General features: G+C 42.5%; 12 protein-coding genes. 4 read left to right on the top strand and 8 right to left on the bottom strand.

The window, feature by feature from the left end:
- Positions 1-174: 174 nt before the first annotated feature.
- Complete coding sequence (gene glpK, locus AB0756_RS02330; protein ID WP_038108733.1) at positions 175-1,659, bottom strand: glycerol kinase GlpK; 1,485 nt, start codon at positions 1,657-1,659, stop codon at positions 175-177.
- Between the two features lie 562 nt (positions 1,660-2,221).
- On the opposite strand from glpK, the gene AB0756_RS02325 reads away from it, so the two are divergent.
- On the top strand, positions 2,222-2,896 hold the full coding sequence (locus AB0756_RS02325) for a type IV pilin-like G/H family protein (protein ID WP_050046466.1): 675 nt from the start codon (positions 2,222-2,224) through the stop codon (positions 2,894-2,896).
- 362 nt (positions 2,897-3,258) lie between these two features.
- Positions 3,259-4,125: a formylglycine-generating enzyme family protein gene (locus tag AB0756_RS02320; protein ID WP_050046465.1), complete on the top strand. Its 867-nt coding sequence runs from the start codon at positions 3,259-3,261 to the stop codon at positions 4,123-4,125.
- 1 nt (position 4,126) lies between these two features.
- Here the strand turns inward: AB0756_RS02320 and AB0756_RS02315 are convergent, their stop codons facing one another.
- The 4 genes from AB0756_RS02315 to AB0756_RS02300 are packed head-to-tail and all read right to left on the bottom strand — an operon-like array spanning position 4,127 to position 8,472.
- On the bottom strand, positions 4,127-5,797 hold the full coding sequence (locus AB0756_RS02315) for a phosphatidylglycerol lysyltransferase domain-containing protein (RefSeq protein ID WP_038091788.1): 1,671 nt from the start codon (positions 5,795-5,797) through the stop codon (positions 4,127-4,129).
- Positions 5,790-6,692, bottom strand: coding sequence for an alpha/beta hydrolase (locus tag AB0756_RS02310; RefSeq protein WP_038091795.1), 903 nt, complete (start codon positions 6,690-6,692; stop codon positions 5,790-5,792). The genes AB0756_RS02315 and AB0756_RS02310 overlap by 8 nt, the downstream gene beginning before the upstream one ends.
- The gene (locus AB0756_RS02305) at positions 6,689-7,636 is read right to left on the bottom strand and encodes an alpha/beta hydrolase (protein WP_038091798.1); all 948 of its coding nucleotides are present in this window, start codon (positions 7,634-7,636) and stop codon (positions 6,689-6,691) included. Before AB0756_RS02305 ends, AB0756_RS02310 begins: the two co-directional genes overlap by 4 nt.
- The gene (locus AB0756_RS02300) at positions 7,633-8,472 is read right to left on the bottom strand and encodes an alpha/beta fold hydrolase (RefSeq protein ID WP_038091801.1); all 840 of its coding nucleotides are present in this window, start codon (positions 8,470-8,472) and stop codon (positions 7,633-7,635) included. Before AB0756_RS02300 ends, AB0756_RS02305 begins: the two co-directional genes overlap by 4 nt.
- A gap of 155 nt (positions 8,473-8,627) precedes the next feature.
- On the opposite strand from AB0756_RS02300, the gene AB0756_RS02295 reads away from it, so the two are divergent.
- Positions 8,628-9,581 (top strand): lysylphosphatidylglycerol synthase domain-containing protein, encoded by a 954-nt coding sequence (locus AB0756_RS02295; RefSeq protein ID WP_038091804.1) that lies wholly within the window; start codon positions 8,628-8,630, stop codon positions 9,579-9,581.
- Between the two features lie 284 nt (positions 9,582-9,865).
- On the opposite strand, the gene AB0756_RS02290 is transcribed toward AB0756_RS02295, so the two are convergent.
- Positions 9,866-10,588: an ATP-binding protein gene (locus AB0756_RS02290; protein WP_082051846.1), complete on the bottom strand. Its 723-nt coding sequence runs from the start codon at positions 10,586-10,588 to the stop codon at positions 9,866-9,868.
- Positions 10,589-11,093: 505 nt separating this feature from the next.
- Between AB0756_RS02290 and AB0756_RS02285 the strand changes: the two genes are divergently transcribed.
- On the top strand, positions 11,094-11,402 hold the full coding sequence (locus AB0756_RS02285; protein WP_038091807.1) for a hypothetical protein: 309 nt from the start codon (positions 11,094-11,096) through the stop codon (positions 11,400-11,402).
- Between the two features lie 1,136 nt (positions 11,403-12,538).
- Here the strand turns inward: AB0756_RS02285 and AB0756_RS02280 are convergent.
- A complete protein-coding gene (locus AB0756_RS02280; RefSeq protein ID WP_038092080.1) occupies positions 12,539-14,098 on the bottom strand; it encodes an ATP-binding protein in 1,560 nt (519 codons plus the stop codon).
- Positions 14,098-16,815, bottom strand: coding sequence for a TnsA endonuclease N-terminal domain-containing protein (locus AB0756_RS02275; protein ID WP_050046025.1), 2,718 nt, complete (start codon positions 16,813-16,815; stop codon positions 14,098-14,100). Before AB0756_RS02275 ends, AB0756_RS02280 begins: the two co-directional genes overlap by 1 nt.
- Positions 16,816-16,920: the final 105 nt, after the last annotated feature.

Below are 16,920 nucleotides of genomic sequence, written 5' to 3'. Positions count from 1 at the left end.
CTGCTATACAAACAAAGTCCCTTTGGGTTCGCCCTCCGGGTTCGCCCTATCTCCTTACGGAGACGCATCGCGTTGCGAAGCTATGCCCGCAGGGCTATACGGGTTCGCCAGTCGCCAGGGCGCGGGAAACCCGCCTGCAGCGCTGGACTCACCGCCTTCGCGGACTAAAATTTATTACCTATGCCGTGTCTGAGCGATCGCTTGTCGCCAAGAGTCTAGTAGTGTTAAACGACGATCGGCGCTAATTGTTGGCTCAAACCGTTTCTCAACCTGCCACTGCTGCACAATTTCCGCTTCGCTTTCCCAGTAACCAACAGCTAATCCTGCTAGATAAGCAGCTCCCAAAGCAGTCGTTTCTGTGATTTTTGGACGGACAACGGGAACACCCAAAATATCAGCTTGGAACTGCATCAGCAGATCGTTGCGGGAAGCACCACCATCTACCCGCAGTTCTGAAAGATCGAGGTTAGAATCCTGACGCATTGCATCAATCACATCAGATGTTTGATAGGCAATACTTTCTAGCGCTGCACGGGCAATATGGGCACTGGTTGAGCCGCGACTTAAACCTACAATCGTACCGCGAGCGTAGCTGTCCCAATAAGGTGCGCCCAAACCAACAAAGGCAGGTACAAAATACACACCATTGTTATCGGGAACACTGCAAGCTAACGCTTCCACATCAGCGCTGTGCTTAATAATTCCGAGCCCATCGCGCAACCATTGCACAACTGCGCCGGCAATGAATACGCTGCCTTCTAAGGCATAATTGGTTCGTCCACTTATGCTCCACGCGATGGTAGTTAGCAGCTTGTGATTGGATTGCATCGGCTTATTACCTGTATTTAGCAGCATAAAGCAGCCCGTACCGTAAGTATTTTTTGCCATGCCACATTGCAACGATGCCTGCCCAAAGGTTGCAGCCTGCTGGTCTCCGGCAATTCCAGCAATGAGAATGCGGCTACCTAGAAGACCTTCGGCTGTATAGCCATAGACTTCTGACGAACTCCGTACTTGGGGAAGAAGAGAAGGGGGAATATCGAGAATGGACAATAATTCCGAGTCCCACTGCTGGGTGTGAATATTGAACAACAACGTCCTGCTAGCATTAGTTACATCTGTAATGTGGAGTTCCCCCTGAGTGAGTTTCCAAATCAACCAGCTATCGACGGTTCCAAATGCCAGTTCTCCACGCTTGGCTTTTTCACGAGCGGATGGTACGCGATCGAGCAACCACTTGAGTTTAGTACCGCTAAAGTAAGCATCGATCACCAGTCCCGTTTTTTTCTGGAATGTTGTCTCATGTCCTGCAGCCTTAAGTTCCTCGCAGTAAGCAGCCGTGCGGCGATCTTGCCAAACGATCGCATTATAAATTGGCTTGCCTGTTTTTCGATCCCAAACTATCGTGGTTTCGCGTTGATTGGTAATGCCAATAGCCGCGATATCTCCAGCTTTGATACCAATGCGAGCTAAAGCTTCATTCGCAACACCAATTTGGGAAGACCAAATTTCATCAGCATCATGTTCTACCCAGCCTGACTGCGGAAAGATTTGTTGAAATTCTTTCTGAGCAATGGTTAGGATCTCGCCATTTCGGTCAAATATAATAGAGCGCGAGCTGGTGGTGCCTTGATCGAATGCCAGAATATATTTAGTCATGGGATACATCTCGAATGTGTTTGTGATAAGAACGAGGTAAAAATTTTGATTGAGTATCAGAGAATTCCAACTTAATTGGCATTGTAATTCTTAAGTATAAAATTCAAAAATTCAAGATTTCAAACTTTGATTCTGGATTGCCTAGAGCGTGAAGTTAATTCATCCTTAACGAATGTAATGCTAGTTAATCCATAAAAACTAGTACAGTGCGGCAGAAATAACCCTATCATTAGTATTGATACAAAAGCTTCATTCATAAAATATTTTTGACTTAAGTTACGTTTTGTAAATGAGTGTTTTTTCAAAGAAAACACTCTATTTTTTCGTATTTTTACGGTTATCAATTATAATTTTAGTTCATTATCCTGTTAATTAAAGTATTTTTCGAGCGTGAGTGAGAGTTAGTAGATCCTTGAGAGAACGGGTAGCATCGCAATTTTATAAAAATGCCAAGCGATGTTTGCAATCGCAACTATACAGATGAGGCTCCCAGAAAACGAGTTTTTACAATCTCCGATTCATTCCCATTTTCCAATAACGCTAATTACCTCGTCTACTATTTATGTCAAAACAAACTCCTTCCGACTTGTCCAATGTACCTCCCTGTCCGCGAACTTACCTAATTCCTTCAATTTTAGTGACTCTGCTGGCATTCCTACCGCTTGGAGTAGTCGCTCTTGTTTTTTCATCTCGAGTTGAAAGCAAATATTATCAGGGTGATTATGAAGGCGCTCAATCTGCTTCCAATACAGCTAAAATCTTTTGTATTGCCGGTACTGGTGTTGCTGCTTTAGGCTATTTATTTACATTCTCCATGATAGCCTTGATTGGCATTCCATCTTTCATGGCAACTAGGAATAAAGCCAAACAGGCAGAAGCTAAAGTCATTACCGCTACTCTTAACAGATCGCAACAAGCTTTTTATGAAGAACATAATAAATTTGCTTCTACAATAGCAGATTTAAAAAGAGACATTCGCAATGAAACTGAAAATTATCGATATAGTCTCACTAGTGATGATACTAAATCAATAGTAAAATCTACATCAAAATTAGGTGATTTAAAAAGCTATACGGGAGCAGTTTTTAAAATTAAGAAAAAAATTTCAGGGAAAGATGAAATAATCACGATTACTCAAATGTGCGAGACTGAGAAACCATCAGTGATTGCACCTGCAACGCCTGAGTTAGTTGACCAAAATATTATATGTCCACCCGATTCTCATGCTCTACTCTAATGAAAAGTTAGCAATTTGGTTTTCACTCAAACCAAACTGGGTAAAATTGTGGAAGAGGTTGGCTTTATCTCCAGAAAGCTGTTGCCATCACGGGTAATGATAGTTACCGTTCCATCAGGGGAGGGAGCCATGCTTTGTGCTTTATGTCCTGCAAAAGTTTAATTTAGCTTAATCTTATGGAAGCAGACATCGAATAAATGTCACCAGGAGCGCATGACATTTGTCATTCCTACTAACGAGTCATCTTCCCGGAGTTCCTTGTAGTTTTTGAGAATTGATTTCTTGAAAGTCCCTCAGTTAAATTATGATGGTTTTTGGTTGTGCTTCAGCCCATGCAAAGTAACCTAATTTAGAGATTGATAATGGAGTCAAGGTCGAAGCAAGTCGCATATTTTTCCTTTGATGTCGTTACCGTTAATGGCCAAGGAGAATTCATTAACCAAGAACAGCGTCAAACTCAATACTTGACGGAAGCTCTCGGTAATGGTGTCACCTTAGAAATGGTCGCTATCCCCAGCGGTACGTTTATCATGGGTGCGCCTGAAACTGAAGAAGCAAGTGATGAGTGCGAACGTCCCCAGCATCAGGTCACCGTTCCACCCTTTTTCATAAGTAAGTATCTCATTACCCAAGAGCAATGGCGAGTTGTCGCTACTCTTCCACAAGTGAATTGCGAACTTGACCCCAATCCGTCTCGATTTAACGCGAGCGATCGCCCGGTAGAAACAATATCATGGTACGAAGCTGTAGAATTTTGTGACAGATTATCAAAATACACCGGACGTACTTACCGTCTTCCAAGCGAGGCAGAATGGGAATACGCTTGTCGTGCTGGCACAACAACTCCTTTCCACTTTGGTGAAACAATTACTACCGAGCTAGTTAACTACAATGGTGTTTACACTTATAACGATATTCCTCAAGGAAAATACCGGGGAGAAACGACGCCTGTAGGCAGTTTTGGAGTAGCGAACGCTTTTGGATTGTACGATATGCACGGATTACTTTGGGAATGGTGTGCCGATCGCTGGCATGAAAACTATGAAGGTTCGCCAACAGATGGTAGTGCTTGGTTAAATTCTAGGGATAACAGCAGAGTGATACTGCGTGGTGGTTCGTGGGACTTTACCCCGTGGTTTTGTCGTTCGGCTTTTCGCTTCCATCTCGAGCCAAAGGACAAGGGTAATAATATTGGGATTCGAGTTGCGATCTCAAATCAAGAGTTTTGAATCAAGCTCCTGGGTTAAAATAGTCCAAAAGGCGATCGCCTGAATCAGCACGAATTAAAGCAACAACGATATCAGGTAAAGTTGCCAAGTTCGGATAAATCAGATAGCGCGGTTCCCAACGAGGATGGAACTTATCCTTATACATGTGCAATCCTTGGAAATTATAAAATCTTTCCAAATGATTGTATAGATAGTGCAAAACTTTTTCCAATCGTCGCGACTCCTGCGTTTTACCTACTCCAGCAAGCGCCGAAAGACCGATGTTAAATCCATCGTAGCCTTGCTCTTTGTAATGTTGAAACATAGAAATAAATAGAAAGTCCATAGTTCCATGCTCGGCAGACTTTCGATATCGCATTAAATCAAGAGTCATTTCATTGAGTTGGTACTCTGACAAGATATTGGCAAAAGCGACTATTTCACCTTGGGAAGATAAAACTGCGGCTATTTCACATTGTCGCAGGTAATCCTCATCAAACCAACCTAAAGAAAACTTCTTTTCTGAACCTTGTACCATTTGCAGCCATTCCTCGCTGACTGATTTCAATTGGCGCAAAAAGTTATGGTCGATGGGCGGTTGAAAAAATTGAACCTCATAACCTAGTTTTGTCATTCGATTGACTGAAGTTCTTAAGTTTTTTCCGGCTTTTCCCTGTAAGGTAAAGCTATGAAGATCGACTATAGCCTCTTCTCCTATCTTTAATATTTGAAATCCTAAAGATTTGTAGATGTCTATATTATCGGGCAGAATTTGGTAAAAGGCTGGATACCAATCATTTTGTTGGCAAAATATTTGAAAACTAGTAATGACTTCTTTGCAATCTTCAGGAGGTCCGATAGGGTCTCCTAAAGCAATTGCTCCCCGTCCTTTAGGAACATAAGCGATCGCACTCTTACCAGAAGGGCTAAAAAAGTAACTTTTATCACTTAATAATGTCAGTGCTGCTAAAGAAGACCGTCCATATTTTTCCACAATTTCACGTGCTTGTTGTCGTTCTCTTAAAGTAGCAGTGTTCCTAAGAAAAACGGGTCTTAGGAGCATAAATAGCGCATAGGTGATGGTACTTGCAGCAATAATATAGATAGAGTTGGCAAAAAATTCTCCAAATCGGGTTGTTGGTTGCAAACCTGCATTATCTTCTGTAAAAAACATTGCTAGAGTTTGACCAATGGCTTCACTCCAATTAAAGGTTTCCGAGAATTTTCCATCGAGTAAGTAAAACCCGATAGTCCCATACGCTAAGGTAAACAATAAAGCACCAAGCAAGACTTTTACACCCTGTGCGATGGACGGGCGGTCGGATCGCGCTTTAAAAAGATGGCGCATCAAGAGTAATTGTACTAATAAGACTCCCGATAAAAGGCTTTCTTCATAGTCCAATCCCTTAATTAAATGGCTGGCAATGGAAATAACAAGCAAACCAATTGTTAGCAACCAAGCAACACGTTTCCGTCGTAATAAATTAGTTGCAAGTGTCAGCAAAATAAATCCAGTCAGAGCAGCAAATATATGACCGCTAGCACGAATATCAAAGGGAAAAAACTCTTTTAACCAGTATGTGCGATCGTGCAGGTTGGGCGTTACGGCTGATACTAAATTGACGACTCCGACTAAACCCGTTAGGAACGCCGCACTCCAAAGTCCAATCCGATTTTTTAAGTCATTAATCATTTTCTTTTTTAAACTGTTCGCCTACATAGGATAGCGAATCTTTGAGATGCTTGTGAAAATAGTTCCACCCGACATCAGGACCCGATAAGCCATGCCCTCCAGGAAAAGCATAAAATACATTTTGTATCCCCAAATTGTTTAAAGTTGTATGGAAGGTTTTAGTCGATGCAAGTAAATTTGGATCATTTTGCCCTGCATCAAGATAGACTCTTAATTTCTTTCGCTCCTGAATTGATAACTTTTGCACAATTTGTTCGGGACTATTTTGCGGACCGCTATCATCGGTAAAATACCCGCTATGACTAAAGAAAATATTAAAATTATTTAGATGGCGTAAGCCAATGTTAAATGCTCCCCATCCACCTGAAGACAGACCTCCTATCGCCCAAAATTCAGGTTTGTTTAGAGTACGATAGCGTGACTTGACAACTTGTACGAGTTCCGAACCAATCAAAGTTCCCACTTTACCATTAGGTCCATCATAATAATCAGGGTCGAACAAAGGGCTTGAACCCCGTTTATCATTTCCATCGGGTGTAATCACGATTGAAGGGGGTAGTTTCTGACTTTTGTAGAGTTGATGTAAGACATTCGAGACTGCGTATTTATCATAATAAGCACGAGCATCATCATGACCTCCATGTAGAAGAAATATCACTGGATAGCGCTTTTGGGGATTTTTGTGATAATCCGGGGGTAAAATCAGACCGAATTGTCTTGCTGTACCCATAGCTTGACTGTTAAAAGTTTGTAACTGAAACTTCAGCCCCGTATCCCCCTGTTCTTGAGGTGGATCTAATTGTGGCGCACCCAATATAAATACGTACCAGTAACCCGCTGCAGTTAGAATGGCAAATGAACTGACAACGCCAATGAATACTTTGGATAATTTCATGGTTTGCTAGAACCTAAATTATCAGCTGCGTGTTGTATTTCTAAAATTTTAAACTGCTCCCCTACAAATGTTAAAGAATCCGCTAAGTGTTTGCGCCAGTAGCTCCATGTATGGCTTCCTGGAAACTGTCGAAATACATTATAAATTTTCTCTTGGCTTAAAACTTGACTAAATTTTTGAGATTCCTCAAGTTCTTCATCGGATTTTCCTGAATCTAAGTATACTCGCAAACGTTTTCGAGCTTCGGGTGGAATGCTTTTGATATAGGAGATTGGGCTGTTTTGCGGTCCACTCTTATCCCGAAAGTAACCACTATGACTGAATAAAATTGAGAAATGATTCAAGTTATGCAGTCCTACATTCACTGCACCCCAACCCCCAGAAGATAATCCACCGATTGCCCAAAAATTTGGAGTTGGTAGTGTACGATAACGGTCTTTAACGACTTTTACGAGTTCGTCACCAACTGCTGTAGATACTTGTCCGTGAGGACCATCAATATATGCGGGGTCCCAGTAAGGGCTAGAACCACGTCGATCGTTACCATCTGGTGTAATGATAATACTAGGTGGCAACTTACCTGTTGTGTAAAGCTGCTGTAATGTTGTTAAGGCATTTCCCTTTTTCTCTTTAAACCAATCATCAGGATCTCCATGTCCACCATGAAGGAGCAAGATTACAGGGTAGCGCTGATTTGGGTTTTCCTCATAGCCTGGAGGTAAAGAAATGCCATAAGTACGATTTCCCTCCATAGCCTCACTCCTATAGGTTTCAATTTTATACGTTAAAGGCTTAGCCAAGGCACTGACATTTAGTTGTGGAAGAACTGAAGCGGTCTGCGGAACTTTTTGGAGTGTCTGTGCTCTGACACCTATTACGTTGTGACAGCTTGCAAGAGCGAGCAGTGCAACTACCACTAGAATATTAATCTCTTTGTGGTTCATAAGGATAATAAATAAACTTGTTGTTGTAAATAATGGGTAATAGCGCGGTTTACCAATTCCGGACACTCTGCCATAACCAAATGCCCTGCTTTATTAAAATGCAAGTGAGTGGCGTTGATAAAACATCGTGCTAATTCGTCCCCCATATGACGCGTAAACATCGGGTCAAGACCTCCCGTAATGACTAAGATGGGAACGTGCAAATTCTTAGGTGAAGGGTAACGTGTAAAGAAGTCGTATCCCCAGAAGATTTCGAGGGCTTTGTACGCTTGAAAATCTTTTGGTGTTGGATTTTCTACAAAAAACTGTTCCATAACGCTGTGGCGGTAGGAGGTTGATAACCAATTAGAAATTTTTTGTACTTGCGGTAAATAATAGAGATATCTACCACCCCAAGCGAAAAACTTTATCAGTGGAATTTCCCACCAAGGCGCTAGGTTGTGAGTTCCACCTGCGATCGCAATTATGCCACTGACAGAGTTATGTTGAGCAAATTCCAAACCAATGGGAACTCCGTAGCTGTGACAGCAGAGTATCGGTGAGTGAATCTCAAATTGGTGCAATAATCTTTGTAAGTCCCGACGGTGCCGTCCAATGGAATAGCGAGAGTAAGGGCTAGACTGTCCGTGTCCCGCCAAGTCGTAAGCTAGAACTTCCCAGCCTTGATTTTGGGCAAACTCATACTGAGAACGAAAGTTGAAGCGATTACCCGTTCCTCCATGAAGAAAAACGACTGTGGGAGTTTTTCCCGGACTATAGCACACTTGCAAATGCACTCCTTGCCTCAGATGAATTGTAGAACCAGTTAAGATATCTTGAAAAGAGTCATGAGTCATTGGTCATGAAAAATGGTGCGACTAACGGAGCCACACCATTTCAGTAAATGAACACTTTCACAATAAGTCGAGAAAGTGAAGAACTCGGAAATAATTGAAATGTGCTCTAAACGATTGCGACTATTGGGTAGTAGACAACACAAACACTCTGTTTCATGCTCAAAAAACTCCAATTCAACTTCAGTTTGTTATTCAGCTTACTGCTTCTCGTTGTTTGCCTTTGGGCGATCGCTAACGAACTTCGCGAGTATAATTACCATAATGTATTCCAAGCTTTAGCAAGAATACCCAAACAACGCTTAAGTTGGTCGATTGTTTTGACTGCTTTGGGCTATTTAGTTATGGTTGGCTATGATATCTTAGGTTTCAGCTATGTTGGTCGTTCTCTTAGCTGGACAAAAGTTGCCTTCACAAACTTCATTAGCTCTAGTTTCAGCAATACCATAGGTTTTGCACTGCTGACTGGTAGTGCAATTCGTTATCGATTCTACTCATCCTGGGGAATATCAGCACTTGCTATTGCTCAAGTTATTGCCTTTACCAATTTCACTTTTTGGTTGGGAATGTTTGCTGTTGCTGGAATCGTGTTCGTTACTCATCCTTTGAAAATTCCCACTCAATTACATTTACCTTTTTTGACCGTGCGTCCTGTCGGTATTCTTTTCTTAATACTAGTAGGTGCTTATTTGCTGGCCAGTTTCTTTCTTAGACAACCAATCTACCTGCGCTCGCAAGAGTTTCGTTTTCCATCTTTAAGGATCTCCTTAGCACAAATAATTGTTTCTAGCTGTGACTGGCTTTTAGCAGCAGCAATTCTTTACGTTTTGCTTCCTACCAATATCCCCTTTTCCTATTTAGATTTTTTAGGTATCTATTTACTAGCTATGTTTGCTGGGGTTATTAGTAATGTTCCTGGTGGTTTAGGAGTTTTTGAAACTGTGATTTTGTTGATATTATCTTCTCAAGTTTCTGCCGCCTCAGTACTGGGTTCAATGCTTGCTTATAGAGGTATTTACTATTTCTTACCAACACTTTTAGCAGGGGGAATGCTGGGATTGCACGCAGTGAGATACGGCACTAAAAAATTAGGAAATAAAAGTAATAATTAAGACAAATATATGTGGTTCTTCAGTACTTGTTATGCTAAAATAACAAGTACTGAAGAGGGAACGGGGAACAGGGAACAGGGAACAGTGAAGAAAGAAAAAAGGTTCTTCAGTACTTTTTATGCTAAACTAAAAAGTACTGAAGAACCACATATTTATTGATTTGCAGGGAAAATATAGCGAAATTTTTATTTTTGTTAATGTGAATCGTCAATAAGTGGATGCCAACCTACTGTTAACTAAAGGAAACGAGCATTGTGAGAGTGTCTTTTCAACTATATTAAATATTAAGCTCTTTGGATAATAATAGAACGCCCAGTTTGGGTAGTTACAGTTTTAGTGAACAATCGCTCGATAAAAGGTGGTGCATTTTTGCGTCGGTCAAAAACAAATAACCAGCCTTCTTTAACTTCTATGCGTGCTAAATATTCATCTAACTGTTCAATTCCTTCCGCTTCCGGATCGCCCTTTTTATCCCGCCAAACTTTTAACTCAATTCCTAAAGTCGTTTTTCTATATCTCAGACACAAATCCATCCTGTCTCGTCCAATCGCGTATTCCCGCTCAATTTCATTTTGTAGCGAGTCAATTTCATCTATAAATACGATCAAAGGTCGGGGTGAAGCCTGCGCCCAAGCTCGTAAATAAGCTCGAATTCTCCGTCCGGGTTCTTCTTGATGGTAAACAGGTGCTTGTAGCTCTTTGGGTAATACATCTGCAATTGTATCGTGCCAAGTTCCAACAATCGCTAATTCTGCGGCACCTATATCATTATTAAACGCACTTCCGACTTCTGCCGATACCACCACTGCCGTGTAGCGTCCACTTAGAGTCAACTGTTGCGCCAGTGCTAACATTGCCGTTGTTTTACCTGTTTGCCGAGGAGCATGAACTACAAAATAACTCCGTTGTTGAATGAGATCCATTAAATCTGGCAACCGAGCAGTTGGCGATAGCATATAATGAATATCGTCTTGGCAGGGACCTGCAATGTTGAACCAACGAGGCATACGATCGTACAAGAGTGCGAATACGCTTTCAGTCTACCAATATTTATCTTCGCTCTACTCATAAGTCATTAGACACCACTCTCTTTTAAATAGAGAAAAAGCGGTAGGGCAATTAATGAAAAGACAAACAGATAGGTAACAAACCAAATGCCCACTACATCAAACTCTTGGTTGATATTGTTTAATCCAACATGGAATCGAATTGCTGGGTCTCGTTCCTCAACCCAACCTACATCTTCTTAATGATTCGAGCTTTCTCAATCGGGAATCGAAGATAGGTGCTATATTTGCCTGTTTTATGGCACTTTTCTGAATTTTTCACCAAAAATTTACAATTGGCTCACGAGTTACTCTCTTTTTACACGTATCCTAAAACTGTAGTCAAAAAGAGTCATTTGACTGACGAAGGCTCTGTCCTAAGCTGATGCGATTAAAAGCAGAGTAGGATTTATTAGGGGTGTTGTTAGCATTTTTACTCATTTCTCGTGGAATCAGAGATTTTTCAATGAAATTGAATCGAAAACTGGCAGCTATAATAGCTGGGACTACCTTAAGTCTGGGAGGGGTGACTGCATCTTTACTAGAAAATTCAAATTGGCTTTTAGCGTTACAACCTGCTTCTCCAACTCAACCCAAGCAAAACGTTAAGTTGCAGACAAGTTATACAATAACAAATAATCCCATTCCTGAACCTGTTAAAAAATCAAGCCTCTCAGTTAGCTTCAAAGAGATTGTACAAATTCCTGATAGTGGAACTGGAGAAAAAAAAGCGGCTCGTTTGAATATGCTTGTAGCTGAGATCTTGCACCTGTAAGGGTAACCCGCAGATCGGCGAATAAAGAGGTAAAAGTGTAACAAAGAGAAATGAAATAGGCTTAAGTACTATATTGTAATGAAATTATCTCAAGACGTTAGCGTTATTCCTGATAAATGCTTAGAGAACTATCAACCCAGATCTTTAAATTAAAATGATAATCGTCGAGAGGGGGTAGAGGCGGCTCCCGACGGGAGCCGCCTCTACCCTTATTTTTATGTTTGAAGTTGTATATGGGGGAAGTGGTCGCCGACGGCGACCACTTCCCTGTGACTTGCACCATAAAATGAGCTTTTAGCTCACATTATGCTTCACAAAGTAGATGTTCATTTTATGGGTCAAAAAAACGGTCAAAGTAGAAAATTCATTTCCCCATGTATTACACAGTAGAAATTTGTTAACCTAACGGTGTATTACATGGAAAGGGTGATGTTGAAACGGGATATTCAAGGGAAATTTACCCTCAAAAACGATGATTACCGTCAAATCCGCTCATTGAGACTAACAGATGACACATGGAAAGCATTGGGCATAGCTGCTGAATGCTTAGGAATAACTTGAGCAGATTATTTAGAAGAGATGGTAAAAAGCAACAATCTACCAAGTGTATTGAGACAATAAAGTCTTACACTGGCGTAGCCCCCAAGCCTTAATCTTACGTTAGCCAAAAAAACTGGATTGACAATAAAGTTTTACCTTGGGACGTTTGCCCATTCCTTTTTTGAGGAGCGAGCGTGACAATAAAGTTTTACACCAAGATGATTGAAAATGCTTTAAGTGATACGGCCCATCATACAAAATCCAGTCGCAAACGTACCAAAGTATGGATGGTTTCAGTGTAGGACTTTATTGTCTTGTGTACGACTTTATTGTCTTATGTAGAACTTTTTTGTTCTCATACACCAAGTAATACACGGGAAGAAGAGGGGAGTTTCCCATGTATTACACGGAAAGAGGAAAATCAAGATCAACAACCGCGTACACCGACACTGCCGAACATGGTGGAACTTGAAGTTTTACGCGACCAAGTATTACAGGAACTAAAATTAGGTAAACAAGCCCCTGGGTACAAAACAACCCAAAAAGCTCTTAATCAATACATCACTCTATTAAGCAAAAGATTGTAAATTTTCTACCTACTCCCCAACCTTATCTCGTTGTGGCTTGCGTTGTCCGACACTCCTACGCCCATTTTTCTTGGGAACTGCTTCAACATTGTTAGACTCAGTTGTTAAAGATATTACCTCGAATTGAGAACTAAGTGTATCTTGTGGCATTTCCTCGGAAACTACAGCAGTATCCTTCTTTTTCCGAGTTTGTCTCTTCTTAGGCTGAGTTTGTGATTCTGCGACCTCAGTCACAGCACTGGGTATATCCTGCGTCATTTCTTGAGTGTTCTGTGTAGCTTCAGTTACTACCACAGGAGATTCCTTCTTTTTTCGAGTTTGCCTCTTCTTAGGTTCTGGGCTACTAGCTATTGCTTCTGAAGTAGGAGTAGGAGTATTAGCCTGTAGCGTCTGTGCGTCAGAACGTTTTTTACGAGTAGATTTAGTAGTAGCAGTAGAAACAGGTGCAACAGTAGACTTTGACCCAGATGATAAATCTACAATCCCACCAGGAACAGAAGTCGAAGTCATCCCCATCTGTAACAAATGCCATAAATGTTCGCGGCGACTTTCCATGTAACAAAGTTTTTGTTCACCCTCAGTTGCCTCTATCGCCATCCGCTCACACTGAGCCAGCGAAAGAGTATGTTCATGCAATCGCTCCAAAGTCAGGGTATCACAACCATCGTGCAACGCCGCCGCTACTGCCCGAATTAACCAATCCTTCAACACGCCTACGCAACCAATAGAACGCTCATAGAAATAAACCCAATGCTGCATCAAAGCCGGAATATCAACCTGAAGGGGAACTTGCCTCAGCAGCGCCAGTAAAACTCCCTGAAAATCCTGCCTATCAAGTTCATGCTGAAACAAATAACGGGGGAAATGAATATCTAACCCCCGGCGTGATGCCTGTCCACTTAAATTGCGAAAATTCAAAAGTTCATAAGTGCCAATGAGAATATGCAGTACACCAGTCACATTCGTCATCGACTTAATCCAATCCAACTGGTCTAAAAGCTTACCACCACTAGCCCCACTACCAATCTTCATTAAATGCTGCGCCTCATCCAAAATCACAGCCTTAACACCGCGTTTACTCATTGCTTCTTCCAAAGCCTGACGCAGTTCAGGAGAATCATTAAACTGTGCCGTTTTACTTCTGCCACGCCCCTTTTTCTCCCAGGTTTGCTCGGCATCAATATCCACCATCATCCGCCGCTCATAAAATGGCTCTCCCAATAACCTCAGTGCCGTGCGGTAATAATCAGTACGATTAAACAACCCACCGTCAGGAGGTCGTGTTTCTACCAGTAACAGTGGCATTGGGGACATATTGCCATTGCGATAGCCAGACGAAAGAGAACCATTCTGGTCAACAGTAGTCCCATTTAAGCGTTTAGTAATCTGCCGAATCATCGTCGTTTTTCCCACCCCGCTAGGTCCATACACCAAGACATGGGCAAACCCCGCAGGTTCACGAATCGCACCCATCAGCAACATATCCACTTGTGCCAACTGGGGATGAGATATTGCATATTCCTTGAATTGCTTGAGTTGGGACTGTGCTGATTCAGGAAAGTTCTCCATTACTTGTATTCCTCAAAAACAGGCAGTTTTGTGACATCCAACAGTTGGATATTTTCAGTTTTATGAACTTTGGCGACATCTTTGCTGTTGAGTGGAACTGCTATTGATTGCGGTATAACTTGTACTTGGGAAACGGACGGGACATCATGTCCACCAGATGTTAAATTTTCCCGTACACTTTTGGCTTCTAAATCCCGTAATCTTTGCAGTAGAAGCGTTTCATGCTCTTGCGCTCTGGCGATAAAATCTGCTAATCGTTTAGCTGAGATATTCGTACTCTGAGAATTCCCCTTGTCTTTTTTTCTGATTTCCTCTGCGGCTAACAGCACTTCTTTCTCTGTACGTCCGACAAAGGTGCTGTAATACTGGGAGATACATTTAACCCAGCGTCCTTCTAGATAGGCATAAGCTGCACCCATATCAAAGGGGTCATAGCGCACGGGAACTTTGGTTTTTTCAACGGCAGGATTGCGGAAAGCATCATTCCAGTAATAAAGATAGTTGACTTTAATTCCAACTCCTGGCTGGACTAAAGCCGTTCCTTTGGCTGTACTGGGGCGTGTAGCCATGAGGAAGTCTTCGTTGTAGGCAATGTGTCGGTGTTCTCGTTCTCCGGCTATCAGCAAGGAGTCGGTATACACTTGTAATGGTGTTGCTCCCAAGGAATCATGCTCGCTGGTGTCGTAAATGGTGTAGGCCCACTCGCTGAGGTAAGTATACAAATCTGCCAATGTCCACACAGCTTGTTGTTTGGGGTCAACGGATGGAGTCAGTTGCCGTGGTTGTTTACTGGCTTGGGTGTTACCTAAGAGGTTGTATACAAACGCGGTATTTGTTGTGCCGAACAATCGTTCTATGACTGAACCAAAACGCGGTTTACCACCAGGACGTGTTTTTTTGATGCAGTGGTAGCGTGCTAGTAGGGTGTCAAAGTAAAGGCTATGAAATTCTTTGCCGCCATCTACGACTACGGCCCCTGGAAAACGACCAAATCGCTGGATACAAGACCGTAGTGCCATCATGCAAGACCTGTAACTGGGTGGGTCAAAGGTGAGATAAAGGGCGAGGATACGTCGGGAATAGGCATCAATGAGTAATGTTAGCCAAGGTCTTCCTAAGTTCCGTCCTGTGGTAATTGAGCGTAGTTCGATGTCGAGTTGGGTGTGGTCAATGTGGACGATGGCAAAGGGTCTGTCTCCATGCCGGGGCGTGGTTAGGGCTAGTTCTAAGATTGTTGGTTCTGTTGAGTATGCAGCTTTTGCTCCCTGACGTTTTTTGGTTTGTTCATGAATGGGGCGCTGTTTGAGGCGGTGATAAAAGGTGCGTGAACTCAGGGGTTGTATATTTAATTCGTTACAAGCTCTAATATATAATCTATATACTGAAGCTGCTGGTGCTTGCCTAGGTGTCTCGAAGTGTTCGATAATAAATTTATTGAGTAGTTCGCTTGATTGGTTTGGTGCTTTGGTTTGACGATTTCCTCGCCTAGAAGTACGTGGTAGTAAACCAACGTAACCGCAACCATACCTGGCTTCGGCTTCTCGAAACTGTTTTACCCATCGTTTCAAGGTACTGGCAGGAATATCTTTGTAGATATCTGCCTGGTGCTGAATATAGGCTTGTACTAGATGAAATCGGCGGTTTGCTTGGCTGAGGTCGCTGGGAGAGGCGGCATCCATGAGTGCTTGGACTGCATTATTGATGGATGCTTGTTTTTCTGAATTTTGAATTTTGATGTTGCCGCAAACTAATAGTTGCAGGAAATAAGCTGTTGGTAGTTGAATGGGTTGTCCGATTTCTGGTAGGAGTGTGGTGGCGATTTCACCAAAGTTGACTAATGTCCAGGGCTTAGAGTCCCATAGCAGGATTGTGGAAGGTAGGAGTGCTGTGGGTGGGGGTATTGGTTGATGGTGCTGTGTTGTTATGGCTAGATGTGTGTAGGCTTGATGGGTTTGTTGGTCTAGATATAGTTGTACTCGCCAGTGTTCTACTAGGGGTGCTGCATACAGATCTACGTAGAGTTGCTCTGTGGCTATCATGGCGTAGATGTCGTTAGCTCTGACTCCGGGTATTGAAGCAAGTGTGGCGGTTATGGTGATTCCGGGGTTGGCTTGGACTGCGGTGAGTGTTTGTTCAGTGATGGTGTGGGGGATGTTGGTGTTGAATCTCAGGTAGTCTTCTAGAAAGATGAGGTTTTGGCTGAAGATGGGATGCAGTTCGCTATCGGTGCGGATGTGGTATTTAAGTCCGTAGGAAGAAGCATGGGCACATCCTGGTGGGCTGTGCCATTTCCCGTCGGCTGTTTTTTGGTAGCGTCCGGGGTATTTTTCGGCTAGTCGTTTGAGTTCGGTTTCGGTTTTCCATTCTTCCCAAGCTGCACCATTAGTTCTGAGTACGAAGAAGTCTGGGGTATGGTAGTGACCTATTTTGCGTCCTGTTTTGTTGTGGTACTGGATTTTGAAGGGGGGTGGCTGGTCGTAGTATTCCAATACCTCTGGGTCGTGTTCCATTTGGTAGATTGCCCACAGTTCTACGGTGTGGCTCTCAAATTGGATGGTTTGACCCATTTTCCGGCTGGGGTAAACTCCGCTGACGTTTTTGGCGCGTCCTTGTACACGACGTGAGGGTGGGGCTGACCTGATTGTGGCAATTAGGTCTTGGCAAGATGCCGTTAGTTGCTGTTGGGAACACCATTGGTCAAATTCAGAGGAGTTCATTGATGCCACAGGTGATAGGTGTGTGTTTGGGCTTCTTTTTTTCTTGACTCTCCCTAAAACCCTATATCTAGAGACATTTTTGGGTTTCACTACACAAGTCTATAT

It is taken from the genome of Tolypothrix campylonemoides VB511288_2, from assembly GCF_045999855.1.
Lineage (GTDB): Bacteria > Cyanobacteriota > Cyanobacteriia > Cyanobacteriales > Nostocaceae > Scytonema > Scytonema bouteillei_A.
This window is presented reverse-complemented; position numbering and strand designations above follow the sequence as displayed.